Raw genomic sequence first — 25,557 nt, 5'->3', positions numbered from 1 at the left:
TCATGTTATCATTATAAATAGGACTTTAAAGGAGGTTACGGCAATGTCTGAGCATCGAAAAAATCGAGTCACAGTTGATATCTATGGTCAAACATATAATATAGTTGGAACTGAATCCGCAAGACATATGCGCTTTGTGGCTTCAACTGTAGATGACCAAATGCGTGTAATCAAGCGTGCAAATCCAAGCCTTGACAGTGCCAAACTAGCCGTCCTCACAGCTTGCAATGCAGTAAACGATTACTTGATATTAAAAGACCAAGTAGAAGTGCTAGAGTCAGAACTGAAAAAATTAAAGGATGAATTGAATGGTTGATTTAATAATATTAATCTTATTATTTGCCGGATTAGTTAGTGGTGCTAAAAGAGGCTTTATAGTCCAACTAATCCAAATGCTAGGCTTTATCATTTCGATAGTTGTAGCTTATATCTATTATAAACCGTTAGCGGAAAAATTAGTGCTTTGGATTCCATATCCTTCCGTTGATGAAAATACTACATTAAAATTTGCAGTTGAGCAATTAGATTTAAGCCAAACATTCTATCAATTATTAGCTTTTGCATTAATATTCTTTGTTGTCAAATTTGCAATACAAATTTTGGCATCATTATTTGATTTTTTAAGATATATCCCAATCTTAGGTGGCTTGAACCGAATTTTAGGTGGGCTACTTGGAATTGTTGAGGCATATTTGCTAATTTTCATCGTGCTATATGTATTAGCATTAATCCCATTAGAGGGAGTTCAAAAGTATATTGATGGGTCGTTTTTCACTACATTAATACTTAAATACACGCCTATCTTATCAAGTGCATTCCAACATTTGTGGTTCGTTTATATGAAGTAAAATTAGACTTCTCTCAAAAGAGAGAAGTCTTTTGTCGATAAGGAGGAAAATCCAGATGAATAAAAAAACAATCATCAAAACTTTGGAAAAGATTGCAATCTACCTTGAGCTTCAAGGAGTTAATCCTTTTAAAATTTCGGCATTTAGAAAAGCTGCTGCAGCATTAGAAGCAGATATACGAAGTATCGATGAAATTGAAGACATTACAGCCATTAAAGGAATTGGTAAAGGAACAGCTGCTGTAATCCACGATTTATTGGAAAATGGACGTTCAGAAGTACTTGAACAGTTAGAGAAAGAAGTTCCAACAGGATTGCCACCATTGTTGAAATTACCTGGACTTGGTGGTAAGAAAATTGCGAAGTTGTACCAAGAACTAGGTGTGGATTCAGCAGAAAGCTTAAAAAAAGCATGTGAAGAGGGGAAAGTATCCGCTCTTACAGGTTTTGGCAAGAAAACAGAAGAGAAAATTTTGAAAGAACTTGAGAATTTTGGACAAAAGACTGAATTTCACCCCGTATGGTTGTTAGAAGAAGTGGTAGCTGAAATTGAAACTACGTTACAAACAATACCAGAAATCGAACAATCTTCTGTTGCTGGTAGCTTTAGACGTGTCAAAGAGCAAAGTAAGGATGTCGATTTTATCATTGCTACAAGTAACCCTATTGCTGTGAAAGAGGCATTACTTTCTAAATTGGTGATAAAAGAAATCATAGCAGCAGGTGATACGAAAGTATCTGTTACATTAAGAACAGATGACATCAATGTCGATTTTCGTATTGTGACACTTGATGAATATGCGACAGCTTTGCATCACTTTACTGGTTCAAAAGAGCATAATGTGCGTATGCGCCAAATAGCAAAAGAACGTGGAGAGAAAATCAGCGAATATGGAGTTGAACAACAAGATGGCACTGTCCTAACATTTAACTCCGAAAAAGAATTCTTTGCTCATTTCAATCTTCCTTTTATACCGCCTACAGTGAGAGCGGGTACACATGAATTTGATCGTTTAGAACAAATCCCAAAACTTGTACAATTAAATGATGTTAAATCAGATTTGCATATGCATACAACATGGTCAGATGGAGCAAATACGGTTCGTGAGATGGGGGAAGCGTTGATTGCAAAAGGCTATCAATATGCGGTCATTACGGATCACTCTCAATATTTAAGAGTAGCAAATGGACTAACACCTGAACGATTAATTGAACAACGAAAAGAAATTTGGGCTTTCAATGAACAGCATCCTGAATTTCGTTTACTTAGAGGGACCGAAATGGATATATTACCGGATGGTTCACTGGACTTTGATGATGAAGTCATGGGTGAGCTGGACTTTGTTATTGCATCAATTCATTCTAGTTTTTCACAACCGCAAGAGAAAATTATGGAACGATTGTATAATGCAATAAAAAACCCGCATGTAGATATGATTGCACATCCAACTGGGCGTGTAATTGGTCAGCGTGATGGTTACAATCCTGATATAGCTCAGCTTATCGCTTGGGCTAAAGAATATGGTAAAATTTTAGAGTTAAATGCCAATCCCTATCGCTTAGATCTTTGTGTTGAGCATTTAGAAATGGCTGCACAAGCAGGTGTTCCTATAGCCATTAATACAGATGCACATGCAATAGAGCAGCTTCGTTTTATGGATATTGGGACAAAATATACTCAAAAAGCTTGGCTTACAAGTGAAAATATTGTGAATACATGGTCACTTACTGACTTCTTGAAATTTTTAGAGAAAAAATAGGAGGTGTCTTTTTAGTGATTGCAGAACGCGCACTAAAAACACTAGAGTTTGATAAAGTACGTGCACAAGTGGCAACATTTTGTACATGTTCAATCGGTACATCAGCAATTGAAAAATTAGTACCGGAAACCGAGTTAGCAAAAGTAAAAGTATTATTAGATGAAATGGATGAAGGTCTATCGATTCTTCGAGTTAAAGGAAATGTCCCTCTAGGTGGAATTTTCGATATTCGCCCACATGCAAAACGTGCGCAAATAGGCGGGATGCTAAGCCCCCAAGAATTGATGGAGATATCAAGTACAATCCGTGCAAGCCGCATTTTCCGTGAATTTATCGAAGGGATTGAAGAAGAAGAGACAATTAAAATCCCATACTTTATTCAAAAGAAAAATGATATCCCTGTTTTAACAGGACTCCAGCATGAGATCAATTCATGTATTGACGAAAATGCAGGCGTAATGGATTCAGCAAGCTCAGAATTACGTTCGATTCGTCAACAACTTCGTGCACAAGAAGGGCGAGTACGTGAAAAGTTAGCAAGTTTAACGCGAGGTAGCAATGCTTCGAAAATGTTATCAGATTCTATTGTTACTATTCGAAATGATCGTTTCGTTATTCCAGTTAAACAAGAATATCGCGGCCATTATGGTGGTATTGTGCATGACCAATCTGCTTCAGGACAAACCCTTTATATAGAACCAGATGCAGTTGTTCAAGCAAATAATGAAATTCACCGTTTAAAAGCGAAGGAAAAAGTTGAAATTCAAAAAATCCTACTTCATCTTTCTGCAGTAGTACAAGAAGTGGCACATTCACTTTTTGAGTTAGTACAGTTACTTTGTGAGATTGATGTGATTTTAGCAAAAGCAAAATACGGCCAAGCAAATAAATGTACAATGCCTGAGATGAATGATGAAGGGTATATAAGATTAGGAAAAGCACGTCATCCTCTTTTGCCAATGGATGAAGCAGTTGCCAATGATATTGAATTTGGTCGAGATATTACAGCAATAGTGATTACCGGACCCAATACTGGTGGTAAGACGGTTACTTTGAAGACGGTTGGATTATGTACATTAATGGCACAAGCAGGTATTCCAGTTCCAGCACTAGATGGTTCTGTTCTAGCTGTTTTTACTGAAATTTTTGCAGATATTGGTGATGAACAATCAATTGAACAAAGTTTAAGTACATTCTCAAGTCATATGGTGAATATTGTTGATATTTTAAAACAATTTGACGAACATTCCCTCGTGTTATTTGATGAATTAGGTGCTGGTACAGACCCTCAAGAAGGTGCAGCGCTCGCAATTTCTATTTTAGATGAAGTATATGGTAGAGGTGCACGAGTTATGGCCACTACCCATTACCCTGAGTTAAAAGCATATGGTTACAACCGACCAGGTGTAGTAAATGCAAGTGTTGAATTTGACATTGAAACACTTAGTCCAACGTATCGCTTATTGATTGGGGTTCCTGGGCGAAGTAATGCTTTTGAAATTTCGAAAAGACTTGGATTGCCAGAACATATTATTGATAGCGCAAAATCATTTACTGGAACGGATCGTCATGAAGTTGAAAGTATGATTGCGTCGTTGGAAGCAAGCCGTCGACGATCAGAAGCGGATGCAGAGCGTTCGCAACAATTGCTAAAAGAAGCAGAACATCTGCAAGCTGAACTTGATGAGAAGTTAAAAGAATACGAAGAAAATAAGGAAGAACTAGCGAAAAAGGCAAAAGAAAAAGCACGCAAAATTGTAGATGACGCGAAAAAAGAAGCTGAAGAAGTAATTGATGAGCTGCATAAAATGCAACGAAATGCCAATAAAATCGTAAAAGAACACGAAATTATCGAAGCACGTAAACGATTAGAAGAAGCTGCTCCTGTTGAAAATCGTATTTTGAAGAAACAACGACAAGCAAATGCGCGTGCTGAAGACCTTCAAAAAGGCGATGAAGTAAAAGTTCTAAGCTATGGTCAAAAAGGAACACTGCTAGAAAAAGTTTCTGACAAAGAATGGATTGTTCAAATTGGGATTCTAAAAATGAAACTAGATGAATCTGACTTAGAATACGTTAAACCTGAAAAAACAAAGGAAACAGCCTCCGTATCAAATGTTCGTAATCGCGACTCCTATGTAAAACTTGAACTCGATTTACGAGGGGAACGATATGAAGATGCCATGATTCGTACAGAAAAATATTTAGATGATGCCATGTTATCAAACTATAATCGCGTATCGATTATTCATGGGAAAGGTACAGGTGCTCTAAGACAAGGAATTCAATCCTTGCTAAAACGTCATAAAGGGGTTAAATCATTCCGCTTTGGTGATGCTGGCGAAGGTGGATACGGTGTGACGGTTGTCGAGTTAAAATAGAAAAAGTATCTAGAGAGTGGGGAAATGTATGTTGCTGAGTAGCTTTTGGCATTTCAAAATTGTTGAAACAGCAGGCTATTTTAGTATTGTAGTACTTTGTCTTGTTGTAGCCATGGCTATATTTGAAATTGTGACCAAATATAAGAATTGGCAAGAAATTAAGAATGGTAATGTCGCAGTCGCCTTAGCAACTGGCGGGAAAATCTTAGGGGTATGTAACATTTTTCGTTATTCTATTGAACGTCATAATTCGCTAATTGAAATGCTTGCATGGGGGTTATTCGGTTTTATACTACTAATTCTCGCGTATATTCTGTTTGAATTTTTGACGCCTACCTTCAATATCGACGAAGAAATTGAAAAGGACAACCGATCTGTCGGATTTATTTCCTTTACCATTTCAGCAGGACTATCCTATGTAATAGGAGCAAGTATTTCTTAGTAGTTTAGGGGAGTTTTTATGGAAACTTTAGCAAAAGTATTAATGATTATCTGCGGCCTGTTCATCTTAACAGGAATTGTCTATCTAATGATGCACTAAATCTAAATAAAATAACGAAAATAAACCGTATGGCATAACCGTTAATTTATTGGTTACCTCATACGGTTTTTTTGTGTGAACAGGGCATTTTTTATTATTTAGTGTTTTGATTATACTCAAGCATATGATTAGTGAGAAATTATATATTCTGTATCAAGTAATCAAGTATAAAATATCTATAGTAAAGGAAAAAGTTAGTATGAAAAAATATACTTTTTAAAATTTTTACTGAATATTTTAATTGAGATTAGAACCACAAATATCATTGAAGTGGAACGGCGCAGACTCACCGCTCGTCCACAGGAAAGCGAAGCCGATTCCACTTCAGGTCTAAATATTATAAGTATAAAATAATTTTCAATTCCCTTAGCTATATAAAAGAAATCATAATCTGATTCTAAAACAAAATTCATGGACAAATGCCTATGATCTTACATAGTATAGAAAAAATAAGAAAGCAGTGAGTATTAATTGAAAGCGATGTCAACGTTATTTATAATTAGAATTGGAAATATTCTAACAATTTGCATGGCATGGGGGGAGTTCGCTTGACTGAAAAGATTTGGTTAAAGAAATACCCAAAAGAAATTCCAACATCCCTTAAGTATGAAGAAATTCCTTTACAAGAAAATTTAACAAGATCATTTGAGAAATATCCTACAAAAGTTGCTATTCATTTCTTAGGGAAAGACATTACGTATAAAGAGTTATACGAATCCTCATTAAAGTTTGCAAATTATTTAGTGAAAATCGGAATTGAAAAAGGAGATCGAGTAGCAATTATGCTACCAAATTGTCCTCAAAGTGTTATCGCATATTATGGGATATTATATGCGGGCGGTATCGTTGTACAGACAAACCCGTTGTACACGGAGAGAGAAGTTGAATATCAATTAAAGGATGCAGGTGTAAAAGCAATTATTACACTAGATATCCTTTATCCAAGAATTATGAAGGTATGGCGAAATACAGAATTAGAAAACATCATTGTTACAGGCATTAAAGAGTACTTGCCTTTTCCCAAAAACCTATTGTATCCATTTATTCAAAAGAAAGAATATGGCTTTAAAGTGACGGTTGAACATAGCGGCTCTAACCATCTATTTTCAGAAATCATGAAAATCGGAGAGCTGAAAAAGGTAAACTTAGCGCCCAATAATAGTGATGATATAGCTTTACTGCAATATACGGGAGGAACCACAGGATTTCCAAAGGGTGTTATGTTGACGCATAAAAACTTAAGTACAAACGTACAAATGTGTAGTGCATGGATGTCAGAATGTATTCCAGGTGAAGAAGTTGTTATGGGTGTATTACCTTTCTTCCATGTATATGGTATGACAACTGTATTACTGCTGTCTGTTATGCGTGGAGATAAAATGGTATTAGTACCAAAATTCAATGTATCGGATACATTGAAAACGATAGCTAAGCAACAAACAACAATTTTTCCTGGAGCCCCAACTCTATATATTGGATTATTAAATCATCCAGATCTTGATCAATATAATTTGACTTCGATTAAGGCATGTATAAGTGGTTCAGCTCCCTTACCAATTGAGGTACAAGAAAATTTTGAAAGAGTTACTGGTGGAAAACTTGTAGAAGGATATGGTTTGACTGAATCTTCTCCAGTTACCCATGCGAATTTTATATGGTACGGAGAGCGTAAAAAAGGTTCAATTGGTGTTCCTTGGCCAGATACAGATGCTGTGATATTCAAAACAGGTACAACAGAGTCGCTTCCAATCGGTGAAATTGGCGAAATTGCTGTAAAAGGACCACAAGTGATGAAGGGATATTGGAATCGTGTAGAAGAAACAGAAATGACCTTACGCGATGGATGGCTTTTAACAGGAGATTTAGGTTACATGGATGAAGAAGGTTACTTTTTTGTTGTAGACCGGAAAAAGGACATTATCATTGCTGGTGGCTATAATATTTATCCTCGTGAAGTGGAAGAAGTTTTATACGAACACGATGCTATTCAAGAATGCGTTGTAGCTGGAGTACCTGACCCGTATAGAGGGGAAACAGTAAAGGCGTATATCGTATTTAAAGAGGGTTATCAAATATCAGAAAGTGAGCTAGATCAATACTGTAGAGCAAATTTGGCTGCTTATAAAATACCACGTATATATGAATTCAGGACTGAATTGCCTAAAACAGCGGTAGGTAAGATATTGCGCAGATCATTAATTGAAGAAGAAAAAGCAAAATTAGAGCAAATTATTTAAGGGAAAAAGCAGACTTGACAATAACCGGTTTAGAATATAACATAAAAATATGAATGAATAACCATTCATATTTTTATGTTAAACCGGTGGTGATCAAAATTGAAAAAAGACAAGCCTAAATACAGACAGATTATTGATGCAGCAGTCATCGTAATTGCAGATAATGGTTATCACCAAGCACAAGTTTCCAAAATTGCAAAACAAGCAGGAGTCGCTGATGGAACTATTTATTTGTATTTTAAAAACAAGGAAGACATTTTGATTTCTGTTTTCCAGGAGAAAATGTCTGTTTTTGTGGAGAATTTACAAAAAATATTGAAACAAAGTACTACTGCAAAAGAAATGCTTTATGGAATGATTGAGGGACACTTTAAAGTGCTTTCAGAAGATCATCATTTAGCTATTGTTACACAACTAGAACTTCGCCAATCAAATAAAGACCTTCGTTTGAAAATCAACGCTATTTTGAAAGAATACCTTGATTTACTTGATGAAATTTTAAAAAAAGGGATTCAAGATGGAGAGTTTGTTGAAGATATTGATATTCGACTTACTAGACAAGTTATATTTGGAACAATTGATGAAGTATCAACAACTTGGGTGATGAAAGAGCAAAAGTATGATTTGGTTGCTATGGCGCCAAGTGTTCATCAAATTTTGCTAAAAGGTATACAAAGGGGGTAGCAAAGTTTTTAACTTTGCTACATACATATTTTTTATAGACTAAGGAGGATATGGGGAATGGAATATCTAAATTATATAGTAGACGAAGGGGTAGCATTAGCAACAATCAATCGTCCACCTGCAAACGCTTTATCTCGTGCATTAGTCGAGGAGGTAAATTTACTTCTTGATGCTGTTGAAAAGGATACAGATGTACGAGTCGTCTTACTACATGGAGAGGGTAGATTCTTCTCTGCAGGAGCTGATATAAAAGAATTCACTGAGTTAACTACACCAAAAGATTTTGAAACCCTTTCAACTCAAGGACAAGATATTTTCGAGAGACTTGAAAAGTTTCCAAAACCAATCATTGCAGCAATTCATGGTGCGGCACTTGGTGGTGGATTGGAATTAGCGATGAGTTGCCATTTCCGTTATGTTAGTGAGACAGCAAAATTAGGTTTACCAGAACTACAACTTGGTTTAATACCAGGTTTTGGCGGTACACAGCGATTACCTCGTTATGTTGGAGTAGCAAAAGCTGCTGAAATGATGTTCACTAGTGATCCGATTTCAGGTGTTGAGGCAGTAAAGTGTGGTCTTGCTAATCGTGCAGTACCAGAAGAATCCTTATTAGAGGAAGCTCTAAATACTGCGAAGAAAATTGCAAAGAAAAGCCCTGTTGCATTAAGAAAAGCAATTGAAATGCTGCAATTTGCCAAAACGCCATCTTTTTATGAAGGAATCACAGCTGAAGCTCAAGGATTCGCAACAGTTTTTGTTACAGAAGATGCCAAAGAAGGAATTAATGCATTCATCGAAAAAAGAGAGCCTGTTTTTAAAGGACAATAAAAGTATTAGGAGGTTAGAAATATGAACATTTATGTATTAGTTAAACGAACTTTTGACACTGAAGAGAAAATCGTATTAAATGGTGGCGCGATTCAAGAAGATGGTGCTGAATTCATCATTAACCCTTATGACGAATATGCAATTGAAGAAGCAATCCAAGTTCGCGATGCTCAAGGTGGCGAAGTGACAGTTATAACAATTGGCGGAGAAGATGCTGAAAAACAACTTCGCACAGCTTTAGCAATGGGTGCAGATAAAGCTGTACTGATTAATCCAGAAGATGATGTTGAAGAATTAGATCAATTCTCTGTCTCATATATTTTAGCCGAGTACTTAAAAGACAAAGATGCAGACTTAATCTTAGGTGGGAATGTTGCCATTGATGGTGGCTCTGGACAAGTTGGACCTAGATTAGCAGAATTATTGGGTATTAACTATGTAACTACTATTACAAAACTAGATATTGAGGGGACTCTTGCTAAAATTGTGCGCGACGTTGAAGGGGATTCAGAAGTACTTGAAACTTCACTACCACTTTTAGTAACAGCACAACAAGGGTTAAATGAACCACGTTACCCATCATTACCTGGAATTATGAAAGCGAAGAAAAAACCATTAGAAGAATTAGAATTAGATGATTTAGATATTGATGAAGATGATGTAGAAGCAAAAACAGAAACAGTTGAAATTTTCTTACCTGCTCAAAAAGCTGCTGGACGAGTGCTACAAGGAGAATTACAAGACCAAGTAAAAGAACTTGTTCAATTACTACATTCAGAAGCAAAAGTTATATAAAGCTGATTTACAAATGCTTAAGGAGGAAATCACATGACAAAAAAAGTATTAGTATTAGGTGAAGTACGTGAGGGTTCTTTAAGAAATGTATCATTTGAAGCGGTTGCAGCTGCAAAAACAATTGCTTCTGGTGGTGAAGTAGTTGGCGTTCTAATTGGAGATGCTGTTGAAGAGTATGGTAAAGAACTCATTCAATATGGAGCAGACCGTATTGTAACTGTAGAACATCCACATCTGAAACAATACACTTCTGACGGCTTTAGCCAAGCATTTATGGCAGTTGTTGAGGGAGAAAATCCAGATGGTATCGTGTTCGGTCATACAGCTTTGGGAAAAGATTTATCACCAAAAATTGCTAGTAAATTGCAAAGTGGATTAATCTCTGATGTTACAGCAATTGAAGGTGATGGGGATGATGCATTATTTATTCGCCCAATTTATTCTGGTAAAGCATTTGAAAAAGTGAAGATTAAAGAAGGTCTAGTATTTATCACAATTCGTCCAAATAATATTGCACCTCTTGAAAAAGATGATTCTCGTTCAGGTGAAGTTTCAAGCCAATCAGTTGAAATTACGAATCTACGCACTGTAATCAAAGAAGTTGTTCGTAAAGCTGCTGAGGGTGTTGATTTATCAGAAGCGAAAGTCATCGTATCTGGTGGTCGTGGTGTTAAAAGTGCAGAAGGATTTGAACCATTAAAAGAACTAGCAAAACTTTTGGGTGGAGCTGTTGGTGCATCTCGTGGAGCTTGTGATGCAGATTATTGCGATTATTCATTGCAAATTGGACAAACTGGTAAAGTTGTAACACCAGATTTATATATCGCTTGTGGAATTTCTGGAGCAATCCAACACTTAGCGGGGATGTCGAACTCTAAAATCATTGTTGCTATCAACAAAGATCCAGAAGCGAATATTTTCAAAGTGGCAGATTATGGTATCGTAGGTGACTTATTCGAAGTTGTACCTTTGCTAATTGAAGAATTCAAAAAAGTAGCGGTTAATTCTTAAAACATAAGAAACTCTGCAATTATTAAGTGATATGCAGAGTTTCTTTTTTTCATTAGAAGCGTTATATTATGTTAAAATAATGGAGTGGTGAGCAGAACAGTCGCGCTCGACATTCTTTTTATGCTACACTACCGATACATAGAGTTTTAAGGAGGAAATTAAATTATGTCAATTGTACATTCAACAGATGCAACATTTTCAAATGATATTGCAAACGGTTTAGTATTAGTAGATTTCTGGGCAACTTGGTGCGGACCATGTAAAATGATCGCTCCAGTCCTTGAAGAATTAGATCAAGAATTAGAAGGTAAAGTGAACATCGTAAAAGTTGATGTTGACCAAAACCAAGAAACAGCTAGCCAATTCGGTATTATGTCAATCCCAACATTATTATTGTTCAAAGATGGCCAACAAGTTGACAAAACTGTAGGTTTCCAACCAAAAGAAGCATTAGCTGAATTCATCCAAAAACACGCCTAAGTCTTTGGATTGATATACTAAGAGGTTGTCCAATAAGTAAAATTTAATTAAAGAAGTAATAATTAGTAAAATTGCTCTTCCTCATTTATATGAAGAAGAGCAATTTTGTTTTAAATTATTATATAAATAGTAGACCGAAGTTTCTGAGTGGAGTCTCTTATAGGATTAGTATCTAGCAAGTGTCTATTACGATTGAATAATGTATCAATATAAAATATTTATTATTTATATTTTGACTAGAAATCTTAGATGGAGATAAGTACTTCAAATTAACACCAAATTTGAATGAAAATGTTTACTCAGACTCCTAAGCAGTAGAAGAGGCTCATACTCTGTGCTCTATAGTTTATATTTCCATAATCTGGACAAGCCCTTTTATGAGGTGATTTGATGAATGAATTAATTAAACAAAAATTAGCAATTTTACCCGATCAACCCGGATGTTATTTAATGAAAGATCGTCAAGGTACGGTAATTTATGTAGGAAAAGCGAAAGTATTAAAAAATAGAGTACGCTCTTATTTTACAGGAACACATAATGGTAAAACTCAACGTCTAGTAAGTGAAATAGAAGATTTTGAATATATTATCACTTCATCAAACAAAGAAGCCTTTTTACTAGAGTTAAATTTGATCAAATTACATGATCCAAAATATAATATCATGCTGAAAGACGATAAGACCTATCCATATATTAAAATTACCAATGAAAAATACCCGAGATTACTTACCGTTAGAAAAGTCAAAAAGGACAAAGGTAAATATTTTGGACCTTATCCAAATGCATACGCAGCCAATGAAACAAAGAAACTTTTAGATCGACTGTATCCATTGCGTAAATGTCAGACATTGCCAAATAGAGTTTGTTTGTATTACCATCTTGGACAATGCCTAGCACCATGTGTGAAAGAAATTGAAAAAGAAACGTATACGAAAATGGTACAAGAAATCACTAGTTTTCTAAATGGTGGACATACTACTGTCAAGGATGAATTACAAAAGAAAATGATAGAGGCATCTGAACAACTTGATTTCGAACGTGCTAAAGAATACAGAGATCAAATTGCACATATTGAAGCAGTAATGGAAAAACAGAAAATCACAACGAATGATTTTACCAATCGAGATGTTTTCGGCTATGCAGTAGACAAAGGGTGGATGTGTGTTCAAGTATTTTTTGTCAGACAAGGAAAATTAATCGAGCGAGATGTATCACTATTTCCATCTTATGGTGAGCCTGATGAAGAGTTTTTGACGTATGTCGGGCAATTCTATGAAAAAACTGAACATATAAAACCAAAAGAAATCCTTATTCCTCAGGAAATTGACGATGAAGTGCTTCAACAAGTATTAGATATTAAAGTAATAAAACCATTAAGAGGACAAAAAAAGGAATTATTAGATTTGGCTTCAAAAAATGCTCAGGTAGCAATATTAGAGAAATTCCAATTGATTGAAAGACAGGAACAACGAACAATTGGTGCATGTGAAGCGCTTGGACAAGCTATGAATATTGCAACACCTATTCGTATTGAAGCATTTGATAATTCCCATATATTTGGAGCAGATACTGTTTCAGCTATGGTTGTTTTTATAGATGGAAAACCAAGTAAAAAAGATTATCGCAAATTTAAAATCCAACATGCGGAAGCCCATGACGATTATGGTGCGATGCGCGAAGTTATCCGAAGACGTTATACTAGAGTGTTAAAAGAAGGCCTACCTTTACCGGATTTACTCGTGACGGATGGAGGAAAAGGACAAATGGAGGTTGCGCGAGAAATTTTAGAAGATGAATTAGGACTCGACATTCCAATCGCAGGTTTGGCTAAAGATGATAAGCATCAAACCTCGCAACTTTTATATGGCAATCCTCCTGAAATCATTCCATTGAAACGCACAAGTGAAGCATTTTATCTATTACAACGAGTACAAGATGAAGTGCACAGATTTGCCATAACATTCCATAGACAATTACATGAGAAAAACGCCATAACTTCTGTTTTAGATGAGATTCCAGGAGTTGGCCCAAAAAGGAAACAGCAATTATTGAAATATTTTGGTTCTATTAAGAAAATTAAAGAAGCAACTTTTGAAGAGCTGCAAGAAGCAGGTGTACCAAAAACTCTATCTCATACAATAATTGACTTTTTTTCGGGAAAATGATTGATAGATAGTCATTCGTATGGTATCTTAATAACACCAATTAAAAATCACTGATTTAGTGATGATAGAGGCGCGGATTTCAAGAGTATCCGACTGGAGGATGAATAGATCCTTAGAAGGTCGGCGAAAGGGGAGGCCGCCGAAGTTGCAAGTTTGCTAATTCCACCTTGCTGCTGGTTCTACATTGAAGAAATGTAGAATTGTCAGAATCGATTCCGGTTCTGGAGGGCTATCTCACATGAATGTTCTATAGAACGTGCATGCAAAGAGCAGCCTAATCACATTTGTGATAAGCTGCTCTTTTTTCTTTAGAAATCATTGTGAAAATCGCCCACATATAACTATGTAGGGGAGCGTTTTGATGAATACTTTAGTGGTTAAATTTGGCGGTACATCCGTCGCGACAACAAAAAAAATCATGAATGTCGCACAGCGCATTTTACATGAAATACAAAATGGCTATCAAATTGTTGTTGTTGTATCTGCAATGGGTAAAACAACAGATCAACTTGTTGAAATGGCCCACGAAATTTCTGAAACACCTTCAAAAAGAGAAATGGATGTCTTACTAACAACAGGTGAACAAGTAACTATATCATTGTTAACGATGGCTTTGCATAAGTTAGGAATTGCGGCTCAATCATTCACTGGTTGGCAAGCAGGAATCGTTACAGAACATGTGCCTAGCAATGCGCGCATTGAGAATATAGCGCCAAATGCTTTAAAAGAAGCTCTAAAAGCTGGGAAAGTTGCAGTAGTAGCTGGATTCCAAGGGATTGATGATGAAGGCAATATTACTACACTGGGACGTGGCGGTTCTGATACAACAGCTGTAGCTTTAGCAAGCGCACTTGATGCAGAGCGATGTGATATTTATACCGATGTTGATGGTGTGTATACGAGTGATCCTAGATATGTAAAAGGTGCGAGAAAGCTACAAGAAATGTCATATGACGAAATGCTAGAACTAGCTAATCTTGGAGCAGGTGTTTTGCACCCAAGATCAGTAGAGGTTGCTAAAAATCATAATATCAAAATGTCAGTACGTTCTAGCTATGAGGAAGTAGAAGGCACCATTTTGAAGGAGGAAGTTTCTGTGGAAAAAGATTTAGTGGTTCGTGGGGTTGCGTTTGAATCAGATATTATTCGATTAACTGTTTATTATGAAAAAGCTTATACTGGCTCATTAGCCAATATATTTACAACATTAGCCAAAAATCATATTAATGTTGATATTATTGTTCAATCTATTATTGAAGGAACAGAGCCTTCTGTTTCTTTCTCAGTGAAAAAAGAAAATTTACAAGATGCTTTAAATGTATTATCTGAGCATCAAAAAACCCTTGGTTATCACCATTTAGACCATGAAGGTGATCTTGCAAAAGTTTCTATTGTAGGTTCAGGTATGGTTTCAAATCCTGGGGTTGCTGCTTCGATGTTTGACCGTTTATATCGCGAAGGAATTCCGGTGAAAATGGTTAGTACTAGCGAAATTAAAGTATCAGTGGTTGTACCACAAGAAGATATGCTAAAAGCAGCAAATGCATTGCATGATGAATTTAACCTCTCAATCCAAGAAAAAATCGCTCAACAATAAGCGATTTGTTAAAATGAATAAAAAAAGGATTTCAAAGAAGTGTTTTACACACTTCTTTGAAATTCTTTTACTTTATCCTTCAATTTTATCTTTTAAATCCCATTTTATATGAAATTTCACAACGGATAGTTTCGGTTTTGTCTCCTCATAACACTCAGTGAGGAATCCGCAGCATATTTGTTGATGTTGAGCTAAAAAGCCTGCTTCTAATTTGAAACAACGTTGATCAAATTTAAGGATTTCAGGATCACCAGATAAAGTACAAAAAGCTTCACTTGCAGACACTTTATCAATCGATAAATCTCCCCATCCAGCTTCTTTAAAAAAGTCTACAGCTTCCTCTAATTCGTATAGCGGAAATTTACGCGCTAATTCTTTACCACACCAATATAGTATATCTTCTTCGTTTTTACCTAAAACTGAAGATAGTACATGATCGCGTATTAATTCGTAGCCAAATTGGGTAAATTCATTTTTTTGTTGAGTAGACATTGAAATCCTTCTTTCATAAATTTTTGTCCAATTTTTGTCTTGAAAAGAAGTAATAGATTTAAAAGAGAAATTTATGTACCTTTTCGAGAATATCAAAGAACTAAAGGGTTGATATAAATAGTTTATGTTACCTTGACGCTAATGGATGTTGAGAGTACAATAAACTTGTCATAATATTGTACCATTATGAAGCAAGCAGTCAATAGATGCTGAGTTACAAAAGCATGGCAAAAAGGTGACGCACTTGTTTCCTAGTACTAAGGGGGGTAACAGTCTTGTCGAAAGATCGAGAGTTTTATTTGCGTCGTCTGCATTCTCTTCTTGGAATTATTCCAGTAGGATTGTTTGTGACGCAACACTTGTTATTAAACTTCCAAGCAACACACGGAGCAGAATCATTCAACAAAGCAAGTAACTTTATGGGGAACTTACCATTCTTATGGTTCCTTGAGTGGTTCATCATTTACATTCCATTAATGTTCCATGCATTTTATGGTTTGTACATTGCATTTACTGCTCAACCAAATAACAAACGTTTTGGTACATTCCGCAACTGGATGTTCCTATTACAACGTATTACTGGGGTATTCCTTGTAATCTTTATTGCATGGCATATTTTCCAAACTCGTATCCAAAAAGCACTTGGAACAGAAGTTGACTATGATATGATGGCTAATGTACTATCAAACCCAATCATGGTAGTATTCTACGCATTAGGTATTATTTCAGCTACATTCCATTTAGCTAATGGTATTTGGTCATTCTTAGTGAGCTGGGGTATTACACAATCTCCAAAATCACAAAAAGTTGCAACTTACATCACAATGATTTTCTTTGTAGTGTTATCTGTAATCGGTGTAATGGCTCTATTTGCTTTCGTTTAATCGAAAAGCAGTAGGCCACTTGTAAGCGCTTGATTACTATTCGAACGAGGAGTGAGAAAAAAACATGGCTAAAAGCAAATTGATAGTCGTTGGTGGCGGTCTAGCTGGCTTAATGTCTACTATGAAAGCTGCTGAAATGGGCACAGAGGTTGAATTATTCTCATTAGTTCCGGTAAAACGCTCACACTCTGTATGTGCGCAAGGCGGAATTAACGGTGCCGTAAATACAAAAGGTGAAGGGGATTCTCCATGGATCCACTTTGATGATACAGTTTATGGTGGGGACTTCTTAGCGAACCAACCACCAGTTAAAGCAATGTGCGATGCTGCACCATCTATTATCCATATGTTTGACCGTATGGGTGTTATGTTTAACCGTACACCAGAAGGTTTGTTAGATTTCCGTCGTTTCGGTGGAACACAACATCACCGTACAGCATTTGCTGGTGCGACTACTGGTCAACAACTTCTTTATGCACTTGATGAACAAGTTCGTAAATGGGAAGTTGAAGGATTAGTTACAAAATACGAAGGCTGGGAATTCCTAGGCGTAATTCTTGATGATGAAGGCGTATGTAAAGGTATTAAAGCACAAGACCTAACAACTCACGAAATCAAAGCATTCCGTGCTGACGCTGTAATCATGGCTAGTGGTGGTCCTGGTATCATCTTCGGTAAATCTACTAACTCAATGATTAATACTGGTTCTGCAGCATCAATCGTTTACCAACAAGGCGCAAAATACGCAAATGGTGAAATGATTCAAATTCACCCAACAGCAATTCCTGGCGATGACAAATTACGTTTAATGTCAGAATCTGCTCGTGGTGAAGGTGGCCGTATTTGGACATATAAAGACGGTAAACCTTGGTACTTCTTAGAAGAAAAATATCCTGCATACGGTAACTTGGTTCCACGTGATATTGCAACACGTGAAATCTTCGACGTATGTATTAACCAAAAACTTGGTATTAATGGTGAAAACGTAGTTTATCTAGATCTTTCTCACAAAGATCCACATGAACTAGACGTTAAACTTGGTGGTATCATCGAAATCTACCAAAAATTCGTTGGTGATGACCCACACAAAGTACCAATGAAAATCTTCCCAGCAGTTCACTATTCAATGGGTGGTCTATGGGTTGACTTCGATCAACAAACTACAATTCCTGGCTTATTTGCTGCAGGTGAATGTGATTACTCTCAACACGGTGGTAACCGTCTTGGTGCGAACTCATTACTTTCAGCTATCTACGGCGGTAGCGTAGCAGGTCCTAATGCTGTACATTACATCCAAGGACTTGATAAACACGTTGATGATCTTTCTTCATCTATGTACGATAACGCTGTTAAAGAAGAACAAGCTAAATGGGAAGAAGTATTAAAATTAGATGGTAACGAAAATGCATACTTACTTCACAAAGAACTTGGTGAAGTTATGACTAAAAACGTTACTGTTGTTCGTTACAACGATCAATTAGAAGAAACTCTTGTAAAATTACAAGAATTAAAAGAACGTTGGAACCATGTTAATATTAACGATACATCTAAATGGTCAAACCAAGGTGTTCAATTCACTCGTCAATTGAAAAACATGCTTGCTTTAGCAAATGTTATTACAAAAGGTGCTTTACTTCGTGATGAATCTCGTGGAGCTCACTTTAAACCTGACTTCCCAGAACGTAACGATGAAAAATTCCTTAAAACTACAATTGCTGAATTCACACCTTCATTTGATCCAAAAATCAGCTACGAAGAAGTTGATATTTCACTTATCAAACCTCGTAAACGTGACTATACGAAAGGAGCTCACTAATCATGGGAAACGAAGCGCAAAAATATGTTGACGTTGAAATTCAACGTCAAGATGATGCTAACTCTAACCCTTATTGGGAAAAATTCAGAGTTCCGTATCGTCCAAATATGAACGTAATCTCTGTATTAATGGCAATCCGCCAAAACCCTGTAACTGTTGATGGTAAAAACACTTCTCCAGTTGCATGGGACATGAACTGTTTAGAAGAAGTTTGTGGTGCATGTTCAATGGTAATCAATGGTCGTCCTCGTCAATCATGTTCAGCGTTAGTTGACCAATTGACACAACCATTAAAATTACAACCAATGAGCACATTCCCTGTAATCCGTGACTTACAAATCGATCGTAGTCGCATGTTTGACTCATTGAAAAAAGTTAAAGCATGGGTTCCAATCGATGGTTCTTACGATTTAGGTGAAGGTCCACGTATGCCAGAACGCAAACGTGAATGGGCTTATGAGTTATCTAAATGTATGACTTGTGGTGTATGTTTAGAATCTTGTCCGAATGTAAACAGTCATTCAGATTTCATCGGACCAGCTCCATTATCACAAGTTCGTTTGTTCAACTCACATCCAACTGGTGCTATGAACAAAGATGAACGTTTAAACGCTATTATGGGCGAAGGCGGTCTTGCTAGCTGTGGTAACGCACAAAACTGTGTAGCTGCTTGTCCAAAAGGTATTCCTTTGACAACTTCTATCGCAGCATTAAACCGTGCTACTACAGTTCAAATGTTCAAGAACTTCTTTGGTTCTGATAACATGGTTGACTAGTAAACTAGAAATTTTGAAACTCCGTACTATTTTAGTACGGAGTTTTTACATTTTTATAAGAATTTGAATATGCTATAGAACAAATGAATTCGAAATTGAGAATTCCATGGGATGCTTCCATTTGATAGAAAATCTATTTCTGTTATAATAAAATGAATAATGATTCATTTTATTATCAAGGGGGAAAAGCGGATGCAAAAAAAATATATAGACAATTTTGAAAAATGGAAGCAAGAATTTACTTTCTTCGTTCCAATTAAAATGCGGTTTTCAGAAACAGATATGAATGGTCATATGAATAACACCGTGCCCTTTATTTATTTTGAACAAGCAAGGATAGAGTACATGAAGCATTTAGGATTGATGGAAAATTGGTTCGGTGAAGGTGCACAATCTATGGCTGTTGTTGCCGATATGCAATGTGATTATGTGAAGCCTGTATATCTTGAAGAAGAATTAAGGGTATTTGTGAAAATTGCTACGATTGGTAAATCTTCAGTTGATATGCACTATTTAGGGATGAATGAAAAAGATGAAATTTGCTTTACGGGCAGAGGTAATCTAGTTCAAGTTAACCCGAAAACAGGGAAATCACTACCATGGAAAGAAGAACAACTCGCTCATGTACCAATAGAAATAATTAAATAATCATTCTCCCCGAAAATTCATCGGGCAAATGCCGTCACCGCAATCCTATTCTTAACATACTTTACAGTGTGAGGGGATTGGAGGGGCGCACGTAAATGAGTCGTTTTCATCATTCAATATTAACGAAAAGAGAACACGAAATATTTCTTTTATTAATGAAGGATTATACGACAAAGGAAATTGCTAAGGAGCTAGGTATAAGTGAAAAAACAGTCCGTAATCACATTTCTAATACTATTCAGAAATTGGGCGTATCTAGTCGTGCACAAGCAATGCTCGAATTAATCCGATTAGGGGAGTTTACTTTAGAGTAAAAAGTACACTTGCCATTTTTCATTAAACGCTTCACAATAGGATTAAGTAATCCTTTTGAGGAGTGGAAAGCTACATGTCAAACCAAGAGCAACATCATATAACTCATGATATAGAACAAATAGCATTACTAGAAAAAGAGCTTCGACATATTGCTGCTCTCATTAAGCAAAAAGGTCGAGAAATTTTAAGTAACTATACCATTACACCACCACAGTTCATCGCTCTACAATGGCTGCATGAGCTAGGAGACATGACAATTGGTGATCTTTCGAATAAAATGTATTTAGCTTTCAGTACGACAACTGATTTAGTTGATCGTATGGAAAGAAACGAACTAGTACAACGTATTCGAGATAATCAAGATCGTCGTGTTGTTCGTATCCATTTGCTTAAAGAAGGAGAACGAATTATTGAAGAAGTAATTGAACAACGTCAAAACTACTTGACAGATATCGTAAAAGATTTTAATAACGAAGAAGTTCAATCTCTTTCAATATTATTAAGCAAACTATACAAAGAAATGAACCAGGATAGAGGCGGTTAAAGTGAATGCTCCCATTGGAGTAATTGATTCAGGAGTCGGTGGGCTAACCGTTGTGAAGGAAATGCTTCGCTATTTACCAAATGAATCGATAACCTATATAGGCGACACGGCACGTTGCCCGTATGGACCTCGTTCGAAGGAACAGGTCATTCAATTTACTTGGCAAATAGTCGATCAACTTGCAAAGATGAATATTAAAATGCTTGTAATTGCTTGTAATACAATCACAGCAGTTGCTTTAGAAGGTTTACAAAAGCATTGCAATTTCCCTGTTGTAGGCGTTATCAATGCAGGGGCACAGGCAGCAATTAAAGCGACAAAATCACATAATATTGCAGTAATCGCAACACAAGGTACAGTCAAAAGTGGTGCATATGAAAATGCATTGTATTCATTATACTCTTCTAGTAATATAACAGCATTAGCATGCCCTAGATTAGTTCCACTTGTTGAAAGTGGCGAATACCAAGGAGAATTTGCTAAAAATTTAGTAGAAGAAACATTAGCACCATTAAAAGATTCAAAGTTTGACACTATGATTTTAGGATGTACACATTATCCAATTATTCAAGGATTAATTGAAGAAGTAATGGGCGATCAAGTCCATGTTGTCTCTTCTGCAGAGGAAACAGCTAAGCATGTGAAGGAAATTTTACAGTTCCAACAAATAGAGAGAACTATTAAAAAATCCCCTGAATACCTTTTTTATACAACAGGTTCAGTTCCTATTTTTCAATCAATCGCAAGTAATTGGTTACCCTTAGATGAAGTTAATGTTAAACGAATAAAACTATAGTGATAAGCCCGTGCAGTTAGAGATAACTTTACGGGTTTTATTTTGGCTAAAATGGTAATATGGACTAAGAAACAGGAGGGTTCAAAAAATGAAACAAATAGTCATTGCAACCAAGAATAAAGGGAAAGCAAAAGATTTCGAAGCAATTTTCGCACCACTTGGATTTGAAGTTCTTACATTATTTGATGTAGCTCCAGATATGGATATTGAAGAAACAGGTACTACATTTGAAGAAAACGCCATATTAAAGGCAGAAGCCGTTGCTAAACGATTAAATACAATTGTCATTGCCGATGATAGTGGACTTGAAATAGATACTTTACATGGCGAACCAGGCGTATATTCTGCAAGATATGCAGGAAATCACGACGATGAAGCGAATATTATGAAAGTGCTAAAAAATTTAGAAGGTGTTCCTGAAGAAAAACGTACAGCAAGATTTTGTTGTTGCTTAGCCGTTTCAAGTCCAATACATAAAACAGAAACCGTTTTTGGTACTTGTGAAGGCATCATTCTAACTGAAAAACACGGAGATAAAGGCTTTGGATACGATCCAATCTTCTACGTACCATCAAAAAAATGTACAATGGCAGAAATGGCCCCAGAAGAAAAAGGTGCGATTTCACATAGGGGAAATGCCATTCGCCTATTAGCAGAGCAATTACCATCTTGGCTGAAATAGGAGGGAATATCGTGAAAATTCTTGTAATGAGCGACACGCATAGTGATGCAACGGTTATTACGAAGGTCATTGCACAAAATCCTGATGTAGATGCTATTTTTCATTGCGGAGACAGTGAATTGACATTTCAGAGCCCTGAACTTCTAGGTGTTTATAAAGTAAGAGGAAACTGTGATCATGATGTGGATTTTCCAACTGAAGTAATAGAAGAAATCAGTGGTTACAAAATATTCATGACGCATGGTCACCTTTTGAATGTAAAATCTAGTTTAATGGCTCTATCCTATCGGGCGAGAGAAGTGCAAGCAGATATCGCTTTATTTGGCCATTCACATGTACTTGGTGTCGAGCTAGTTGATGGAATCTTATATGTGAATCCAGGAAGCCTCTTACTTCCTAGAGGAAGAAAAGAAAAAAGTTATGCAATCATTGAAAATATAGATCACGGTTGGCATATAATATTTTATACAGAAGAAAAAAATGTAATTGAAGAAAAAACTTTATTATTTTAATAAAATGTGTTGACATTTTCTTATATGTTGCTATAATAAATATTGTCCTGATAATACATCAGGCAAGCAACCTGTCTCAGTAGCTCAGCTGGATAGAGCATACGCCTTCTAAGCGTACGGTCGGGGGTTCGAATCCCTCCTGGGACATCGAAGGGTTCAGATAGAAGAAGTTTGAACCGATAAGAAGATGCGTCAAGCCTTGATATAACAAGGTTTGGGGCATTTTTTAGTTTTTGAAGAAATAGAAAGAATCCGAATGAAAAGTCGCTTTTTTATACACATTATACACCACTTTTACACCAGAGTTTATTCATCGAGTAGTTCCTCAAAGATTGAGATAGTTTTTGAAGAATCCCGTTCACGAAGTTCTTTTAAAAGATGTGCGTAAGTAGAAGTGGTGATATCAATCGATGCATGACCAAGTCTCTCACTAACATACAGAACAGAAATATCTTTATAAAGTAGAACACTAGCGTGAGTATGACGTAAACCATGTACCGTAATAACAGGTTTGATTTTTAGTTTTTTTATAGAAGCTCTTAACACATCATTTAAACGATCATTTGTAATGACTTGAATAGGTGAATCTGGTGCATAAAACACCAAGTGATTTTCATTTTGCGGATGGTTTTTAATTTTAAGTACCCGTTTCTTTAAGATGTACATTGTCTTCTTGTCTAATCCAATTGTACGTTCAGATGATTCATTTTTCAACGGACCGAATCCACCATTTTCTTTATAGCGCCATTGTCGATAGATTTTAATGGTATTCTCTTTAAAGTTAATATCTTCAATGGATAACCCAACTAATTCTCCATACCGCATACCTGATGTTAATGCAACAATCAGCATTAAATATTCCAATCCATTATTAAGATGATTGTGTAAATAATTTAGTAATTGTCGACTTGCCTCATAATCTAAAAATTTTTCAGAGCTTTTTTTACTTGCCAATCCTGTTATCGTAACATTGCGAGTAAAATCTGTTTTAATTAAACCTTCATCTATTGCCTCTCTTATACAAGTTCGAATAAAACCATTCATTTTACGATTTGTTGTTTTAGCAAATTGCTCTCCCATACTATTAAGGAACTGTTGGTATTCACGTTTGGTAATATTTTGAATGGCTTTATCCCCAAAATATTTTAGAAGTTTATTGTGGGATGCTTTATATGAGTTAAGGGTTATATTCGATATATCTCTCTTATATGTCTTGTACCATTCCATAAAGTATTTTTCAATGGGATATTCTTTTTGTGGATCAAGTACTCCGTTTTTTAAATCAAGTTCCATCAGTAAAGCTGCTTCTTGTGCTTCTTTTTTTGTTCGAAATCCTCCTTTACGAATTGGGTTTTGCTTACCGTTTATTATGCGGCTGATGGTATATTGCCAAGAATTACCGCGCTTTGTGTAGCTAGCCATACTATTTCCTCCTTTTATTGGTATAAAAATAGTATAGATTTAGAACAAATGTTTGACAATTGAGAGTTTGAAGTTGATTAAAATTGTTGATATAAAATAAATGGTTTCAACATAATAATTATCCTCTAATTCCTAATACTATTTTATTAGATTAATATGGTAAAATTAAGAAAATCTAATTAATTTAGGGGGTACTATATGTTATTTGAACCATTATCTCAAGCTGAGAGAAATGAATTGTTATCACTTGTTACACCTGAACAAAAAGATTATTTATTAAATAAAGTAAAGCGTGGAAGAAGAACGATTTTTGGTAATATTATGGTTGAAGAAAAAGTACAAGCAATTAGATCTGTAGATATTGATTTACAAGAGGATGAAAGAAACGTAGAGGATTGGGATATTATTGATTACGTTGATTTTGGTCCAGGGAATCGTTTAGGAAAATGTGCTTGCGGTATCACCTTACGATTTATGTTCACTGTTCAACATAAGAGAACAAATAAAACGATTACATATGGTAAGGACCATTTAAGAGCATTCTTAAATCTGCCTATAAAAGATATAGAAGCAGTAATAGCTGGATTAAAAACTATAGATTATGAGCTGGATGAACTATTGGTTAAGATCAAAGATGATGATTATGGATATGAAATATTAGAGGAAATTCCAGAAGAAATTGAATTACCTAAAAACATAAATGAACATGTAGAATATCAGATTCCTTTGTTAAATCGACATATCAAAAAAATTGAACAAAAGGTCAATAAATACTACACTGAAGAATTAGAAAAGGCTAAAAATGAAAAACTTAAAGCAGAGCGAGTAGAAGCAGCCAAAAAAGTAGAAGCTTATTTAAAAGCTAAAGAAATATTAAGAGAACGTTATGAACTAGAACAAAAAGAAAAACAAGCCAGGGAACAGAAATTCCTAGAAACTACTAGGCATTTACTAGAGTTTTCTAATGCGACGATTGCTGAAATTGCCTTTTCATTAGTACTTAGTGGAGTTTCTAGTGCAACTGAAATTAGTCGCATAACGAGGGAATATTTTAATGTTGATAAACGGATTTTATCAGGAGCTTTACAAAGACCTTATATTTATATGGATGTTGTTCTTGCATTAATGAATGAAGCAGAAAAAGGGAATCTGTATTTCGACAAAGAGAGTTCAGGTATGGGTGATTGCTATTTTTACCCATCAAAAGAAGAATTAGAGATTGATGCGATTTCAATGAACGTTATTCAACCATCGTTATTTTAAAAATAACGAACGACCTTTCTGTAAATTAATAATAAGATTGATATAACTAAAATTAATTAATATAGTATATTTCTTTT

25 protein-coding genes, 1 tRNA gene and 1 riboswitch are annotated in these 25,557 nt (G+C 35.7%); of the genes, 24 read left to right on the top strand and 2 right to left on the bottom strand.

Annotation, left to right across the window (positions count from 1 at the left end; genetic code table 11):
- Window positions 1–43: 43 nt before the first annotated feature.
- From zapA to ACWV26_RS14120, 13 genes are all read left to right on the top strand, one after another.
- The gene (zapA, locus tag ACWV26_RS14180; RefSeq protein ID WP_455895379.1) at window positions 44–316 is read left to right on the top strand and encodes a cell division protein ZapA; all 273 of its coding nucleotides are present in this window, start codon (window positions 44–46) and stop codon (window positions 314–316) included.
- On the top strand, window positions 309–848 hold the full coding sequence (locus tag ACWV26_RS14175) for a CvpA family protein (protein WP_455895378.1): 540 nt from the start codon (window positions 309–311) through the stop codon (window positions 846–848). Before zapA ends, ACWV26_RS14175 begins: the two co-directional genes overlap by 8 nt.
- 55 nt (window positions 849–903) lie before the next feature.
- Window positions 904–2,607, top strand: a complete 1,704-nt coding sequence (gene polX / locus ACWV26_RS14170; protein WP_455895377.1) for a DNA polymerase/3'-5' exonuclease PolX — start codon at window positions 904–906, stop codon at window positions 2,605–2,607.
- Window positions 2,608–2,621: 14 nt separating this feature from the next.
- The gene (locus ACWV26_RS14165; protein ID WP_455895376.1) at window positions 2,622–4,988 is read left to right on the top strand and encodes an endonuclease MutS2; all 2,367 of its coding nucleotides are present in this window, start codon (window positions 2,622–2,624) and stop codon (window positions 4,986–4,988) included.
- A gap of 28 nt (window positions 4,989–5,016) precedes the next feature.
- Window positions 5,017–5,430 (top strand): DUF350 domain-containing protein, encoded by a 414-nt coding sequence (locus ACWV26_RS14160; RefSeq protein WP_455895375.1) that lies wholly within the window; start codon window positions 5,017–5,019, stop codon window positions 5,428–5,430.
- Window positions 5,431–6,077: 647 nt separating this feature from the next.
- Window positions 6,078–7,766, top strand: a complete 1,689-nt coding sequence (locus ACWV26_RS14155) for an AMP-binding protein (RefSeq protein WP_455895374.1) — start codon at window positions 6,078–6,080, stop codon at window positions 7,764–7,766.
- A gap of 99 nt (window positions 7,767–7,865) precedes the next feature.
- The gene (locus ACWV26_RS14150; RefSeq protein WP_455895373.1) at window positions 7,866–8,450 is read left to right on the top strand and encodes a TetR/AcrR family transcriptional regulator; all 585 of its coding nucleotides are present in this window, start codon (window positions 7,866–7,868) and stop codon (window positions 8,448–8,450) included.
- 57 nt (window positions 8,451–8,507) lie between these two features.
- Window positions 8,508–9,281: an enoyl-CoA hydratase gene (locus ACWV26_RS14145; RefSeq protein WP_455895372.1), complete on the top strand. Its 774-nt coding sequence runs from the start codon at window positions 8,508–8,510 to the stop codon at window positions 9,279–9,281.
- 21 nt (window positions 9,282–9,302) lie between these two features.
- The gene (locus ACWV26_RS14140; RefSeq protein WP_455895371.1) at window positions 9,303–10,076 is read left to right on the top strand and encodes an electron transfer flavoprotein subunit beta/FixA family protein; all 774 of its coding nucleotides are present in this window, start codon (window positions 9,303–9,305) and stop codon (window positions 10,074–10,076) included.
- Window positions 10,077–10,109: 33 nt separating this feature from the next.
- A complete protein-coding gene (locus tag ACWV26_RS14135) occupies window positions 10,110–11,087 on the top strand; it encodes an electron transfer flavoprotein subunit alpha/FixB family protein (RefSeq protein ID WP_455895370.1) in 978 nt (325 codons plus the stop codon).
- Window positions 11,088–11,252: 165 nt separating this feature from the next.
- Window positions 11,253–11,567, top strand: coding sequence for a thioredoxin (trxA, locus tag ACWV26_RS14130; RefSeq protein WP_455895369.1), 315 nt, complete (start codon window positions 11,253–11,255; stop codon window positions 11,565–11,567).
- Between the two features lie 390 nt (window positions 11,568–11,957).
- A complete protein-coding gene (uvrC, locus tag ACWV26_RS14125; protein ID WP_455895368.1) occupies window positions 11,958–13,733 on the top strand; it encodes an excinuclease ABC subunit UvrC in 1,776 nt (591 codons plus the stop codon).
- A gap of 57 nt (window positions 13,734–13,790) precedes the next feature.
- Window positions 13,791–13,973, top strand: a riboswitch (Lysine riboswitch).
- 121 nt (window positions 13,974–14,094) lie between these two features.
- Complete coding sequence (locus ACWV26_RS14120) at window positions 14,095–15,330, top strand: aspartate kinase (RefSeq protein WP_455895367.1); 1,236 nt, start codon at window positions 14,095–14,097, stop codon at window positions 15,328–15,330.
- A 72-nt stretch (window positions 15,331–15,402) separates the two neighbouring features.
- Here the strand turns inward: ACWV26_RS14120 and ACWV26_RS14115 are convergent, their stop codons facing one another.
- The gene (locus ACWV26_RS14115; protein ID WP_455895366.1) at window positions 15,403–15,822 is read right to left on the bottom strand and encodes a DUF2507 domain-containing protein; all 420 of its coding nucleotides are present in this window, start codon (window positions 15,820–15,822) and stop codon (window positions 15,403–15,405) included.
- 275 nt (window positions 15,823–16,097) lie between these two features.
- Between ACWV26_RS14115 and ACWV26_RS14110 the strand changes: the two genes are divergently transcribed.
- From ACWV26_RS14110 to ACWV26_RS14065, 10 genes are all read left to right on the top strand, one after another.
- A complete protein-coding gene (locus ACWV26_RS14110; RefSeq protein ID WP_455895365.1) occupies window positions 16,098–16,706 on the top strand; it encodes a succinate dehydrogenase cytochrome b558 subunit in 609 nt (202 codons plus the stop codon).
- A gap of 64 nt (window positions 16,707–16,770) precedes the next feature.
- Window positions 16,771–18,522 carry a succinate dehydrogenase flavoprotein subunit gene (gene sdhA, locus ACWV26_RS14105; protein WP_455895364.1) on the top strand — a complete coding sequence of 584 codons (1,752 nt, stop codon included), beginning with the start codon at window positions 16,771–16,773 and terminating at the stop codon, window positions 18,520–18,522.
- Between the two features lie 2 nt (window positions 18,523–18,524).
- Window positions 18,525–19,298: a succinate dehydrogenase iron-sulfur subunit gene (gene sdhB / locus ACWV26_RS14100; RefSeq protein ID WP_455895363.1), complete on the top strand. Its 774-nt coding sequence runs from the start codon at window positions 18,525–18,527 to the stop codon at window positions 19,296–19,298.
- Between the two features lie 192 nt (window positions 19,299–19,490).
- Window positions 19,491–19,946, top strand: a complete 456-nt coding sequence (locus tag ACWV26_RS14095; protein WP_455895362.1) for an acyl-CoA thioesterase — start codon at window positions 19,491–19,493, stop codon at window positions 19,944–19,946.
- A gap of 95 nt (window positions 19,947–20,041) precedes the next feature.
- A complete protein-coding gene (locus ACWV26_RS14090; protein WP_119415556.1) occupies window positions 20,042–20,260 on the top strand; it encodes a helix-turn-helix domain-containing protein in 219 nt (72 codons plus the stop codon).
- A 74-nt stretch (window positions 20,261–20,334) separates the two neighbouring features.
- On the top strand, window positions 20,335–20,805 hold the full coding sequence (locus ACWV26_RS14085) for a MarR family winged helix-turn-helix transcriptional regulator (protein ID WP_455895361.1): 471 nt from the start codon (window positions 20,335–20,337) through the stop codon (window positions 20,803–20,805).
- A gap of 1 nt (window position 20,806) precedes the next feature.
- Complete coding sequence (gene racE, locus ACWV26_RS14080; protein WP_455895360.1) at window positions 20,807–21,601, top strand: glutamate racemase; 795 nt, start codon at window positions 20,807–20,809, stop codon at window positions 21,599–21,601.
- 88 nt (window positions 21,602–21,689) lie between these two features.
- Window positions 21,690–22,283, top strand: coding sequence for an XTP/dITP diphosphatase (locus ACWV26_RS14075; protein WP_455895359.1), 594 nt, complete (start codon window positions 21,690–21,692; stop codon window positions 22,281–22,283).
- A gap of 11 nt (window positions 22,284–22,294) precedes the next feature.
- On the top strand, window positions 22,295–22,795 hold the full coding sequence (locus tag ACWV26_RS14070) for a metallophosphoesterase (protein ID WP_455895358.1): 501 nt from the start codon (window positions 22,295–22,297) through the stop codon (window positions 22,793–22,795).
- Between the two features lie 73 nt (window positions 22,796–22,868).
- Window positions 22,869–22,942 (top strand) — tRNA-Arg (locus ACWV26_RS14065).
- Between the two features lie 159 nt (window positions 22,943–23,101).
- Here the strand turns inward: ACWV26_RS14065 and ACWV26_RS14060 are convergent.
- On the bottom strand, window positions 23,102–24,217 hold the full coding sequence (locus ACWV26_RS14060; RefSeq protein ID WP_455895357.1) for a site-specific integrase: 1,116 nt from the start codon (window positions 24,215–24,217) through the stop codon (window positions 23,102–23,104).
- A gap of 198 nt (window positions 24,218–24,415) precedes the next feature.
- Between ACWV26_RS14060 and ACWV26_RS14055 the strand changes: the two genes are divergently transcribed.
- Window positions 24,416–25,480, top strand: coding sequence for a hypothetical protein (locus ACWV26_RS14055; RefSeq protein WP_455895356.1), 1,065 nt, complete (start codon window positions 24,416–24,418; stop codon window positions 25,478–25,480).
- Window positions 25,481–25,557 lie beyond the last annotated feature (77 nt).

The sequence above is a fragment of the Rummeliibacillus sp. JY-2-4R genome, assembly GCF_053847205.1.
The sequence above is the reverse complement of the archived record's forward strand: the minus strand, read 5'-3'. Positions and strand labels throughout refer to the sequence as shown.

Excerpts from the sequence above, each read along its gene's own strand:
- ACWV26_RS14075 (WP_455895359.1), top strand. The coding sequence starts at position 21,690 with ATGAAACAAATAGTCATTGCAACCAAGAATAAAGGGAAAGCAAAAGAT.
- polX (WP_455895377.1), top strand. The coding sequence starts at position 904 with ATGAATAAAAAAACAATCATCAAAACTTTGGAAAAGATTGCAATCTAC.
- ACWV26_RS14115 (WP_455895366.1), bottom strand. The coding sequence starts at position 15,822 with ATGTCTACTCAACAAAAAAATGAATTTACCCAATTTGGCTACGAATTA.
- sdhB (WP_455895363.1), top strand. The coding sequence starts at position 18,525 with ATGGGAAACGAAGCGCAAAAATATGTTGACGTTGAAATTCAACGTCAA.
- ACWV26_RS14055 (WP_455895356.1), top strand. The coding sequence starts at position 24,416 with ATGTTATTTGAACCATTATCTCAAGCTGAGAGAAATGAATTGTTATCA.
- ACWV26_RS14090 (WP_119415556.1), top strand. The coding sequence starts at position 20,042 with ATGAGTCGTTTTCATCATTCAATATTAACGAAAAGAGAACACGAAATA.
- ACWV26_RS14175 (WP_455895378.1), top strand. The coding sequence starts at position 309 with ATGGTTGATTTAATAATATTAATCTTATTATTTGCCGGATTAGTTAGT.
- ACWV26_RS14160 (WP_455895375.1), top strand. The coding sequence starts at position 5,017 with ATGTTGCTGAGTAGCTTTTGGCATTTCAAAATTGTTGAAACAGCAGGC.
- ACWV26_RS14095 (WP_455895362.1), top strand. The coding sequence starts at position 19,491 with ATGCAAAAAAAATATATAGACAATTTTGAAAAATGGAAGCAAGAATTT.
- trxA (WP_455895369.1), top strand. The coding sequence starts at position 11,253 with ATGTCAATTGTACATTCAACAGATGCAACATTTTCAAATGATATTGCA.
- ACWV26_RS14060 (WP_455895357.1), bottom strand. The coding sequence starts at position 24,217 with ATGGCTAGCTACACAAAGCGCGGTAATTCTTGGCAATATACCATCAGC.
- zapA (WP_455895379.1), top strand. The coding sequence starts at position 44 with ATGTCTGAGCATCGAAAAAATCGAGTCACAGTTGATATCTATGGTCAA.
- ACWV26_RS14140 (WP_455895371.1), top strand. The coding sequence starts at position 9,303 with ATGAACATTTATGTATTAGTTAAACGAACTTTTGACACTGAAGAGAAA.
- ACWV26_RS14120 (WP_455895367.1), top strand. The coding sequence starts at position 14,095 with ATGAATACTTTAGTGGTTAAATTTGGCGGTACATCCGTCGCGACAACA.
- ACWV26_RS14135 (WP_455895370.1), top strand. The coding sequence starts at position 10,110 with ATGACAAAAAAAGTATTAGTATTAGGTGAAGTACGTGAGGGTTCTTTA.
- ACWV26_RS14145 (WP_455895372.1), top strand. The coding sequence starts at position 8,508 with ATGGAATATCTAAATTATATAGTAGACGAAGGGGTAGCATTAGCAACA.
- uvrC (WP_455895368.1), top strand. The coding sequence starts at position 11,958 with ATGAATGAATTAATTAAACAAAAATTAGCAATTTTACCCGATCAACCC.
- ACWV26_RS14085 (WP_455895361.1), top strand. The coding sequence starts at position 20,335 with ATGTCAAACCAAGAGCAACATCATATAACTCATGATATAGAACAAATA.
- sdhA (WP_455895364.1), top strand. The coding sequence starts at position 16,771 with ATGGCTAAAAGCAAATTGATAGTCGTTGGTGGCGGTCTAGCTGGCTTA.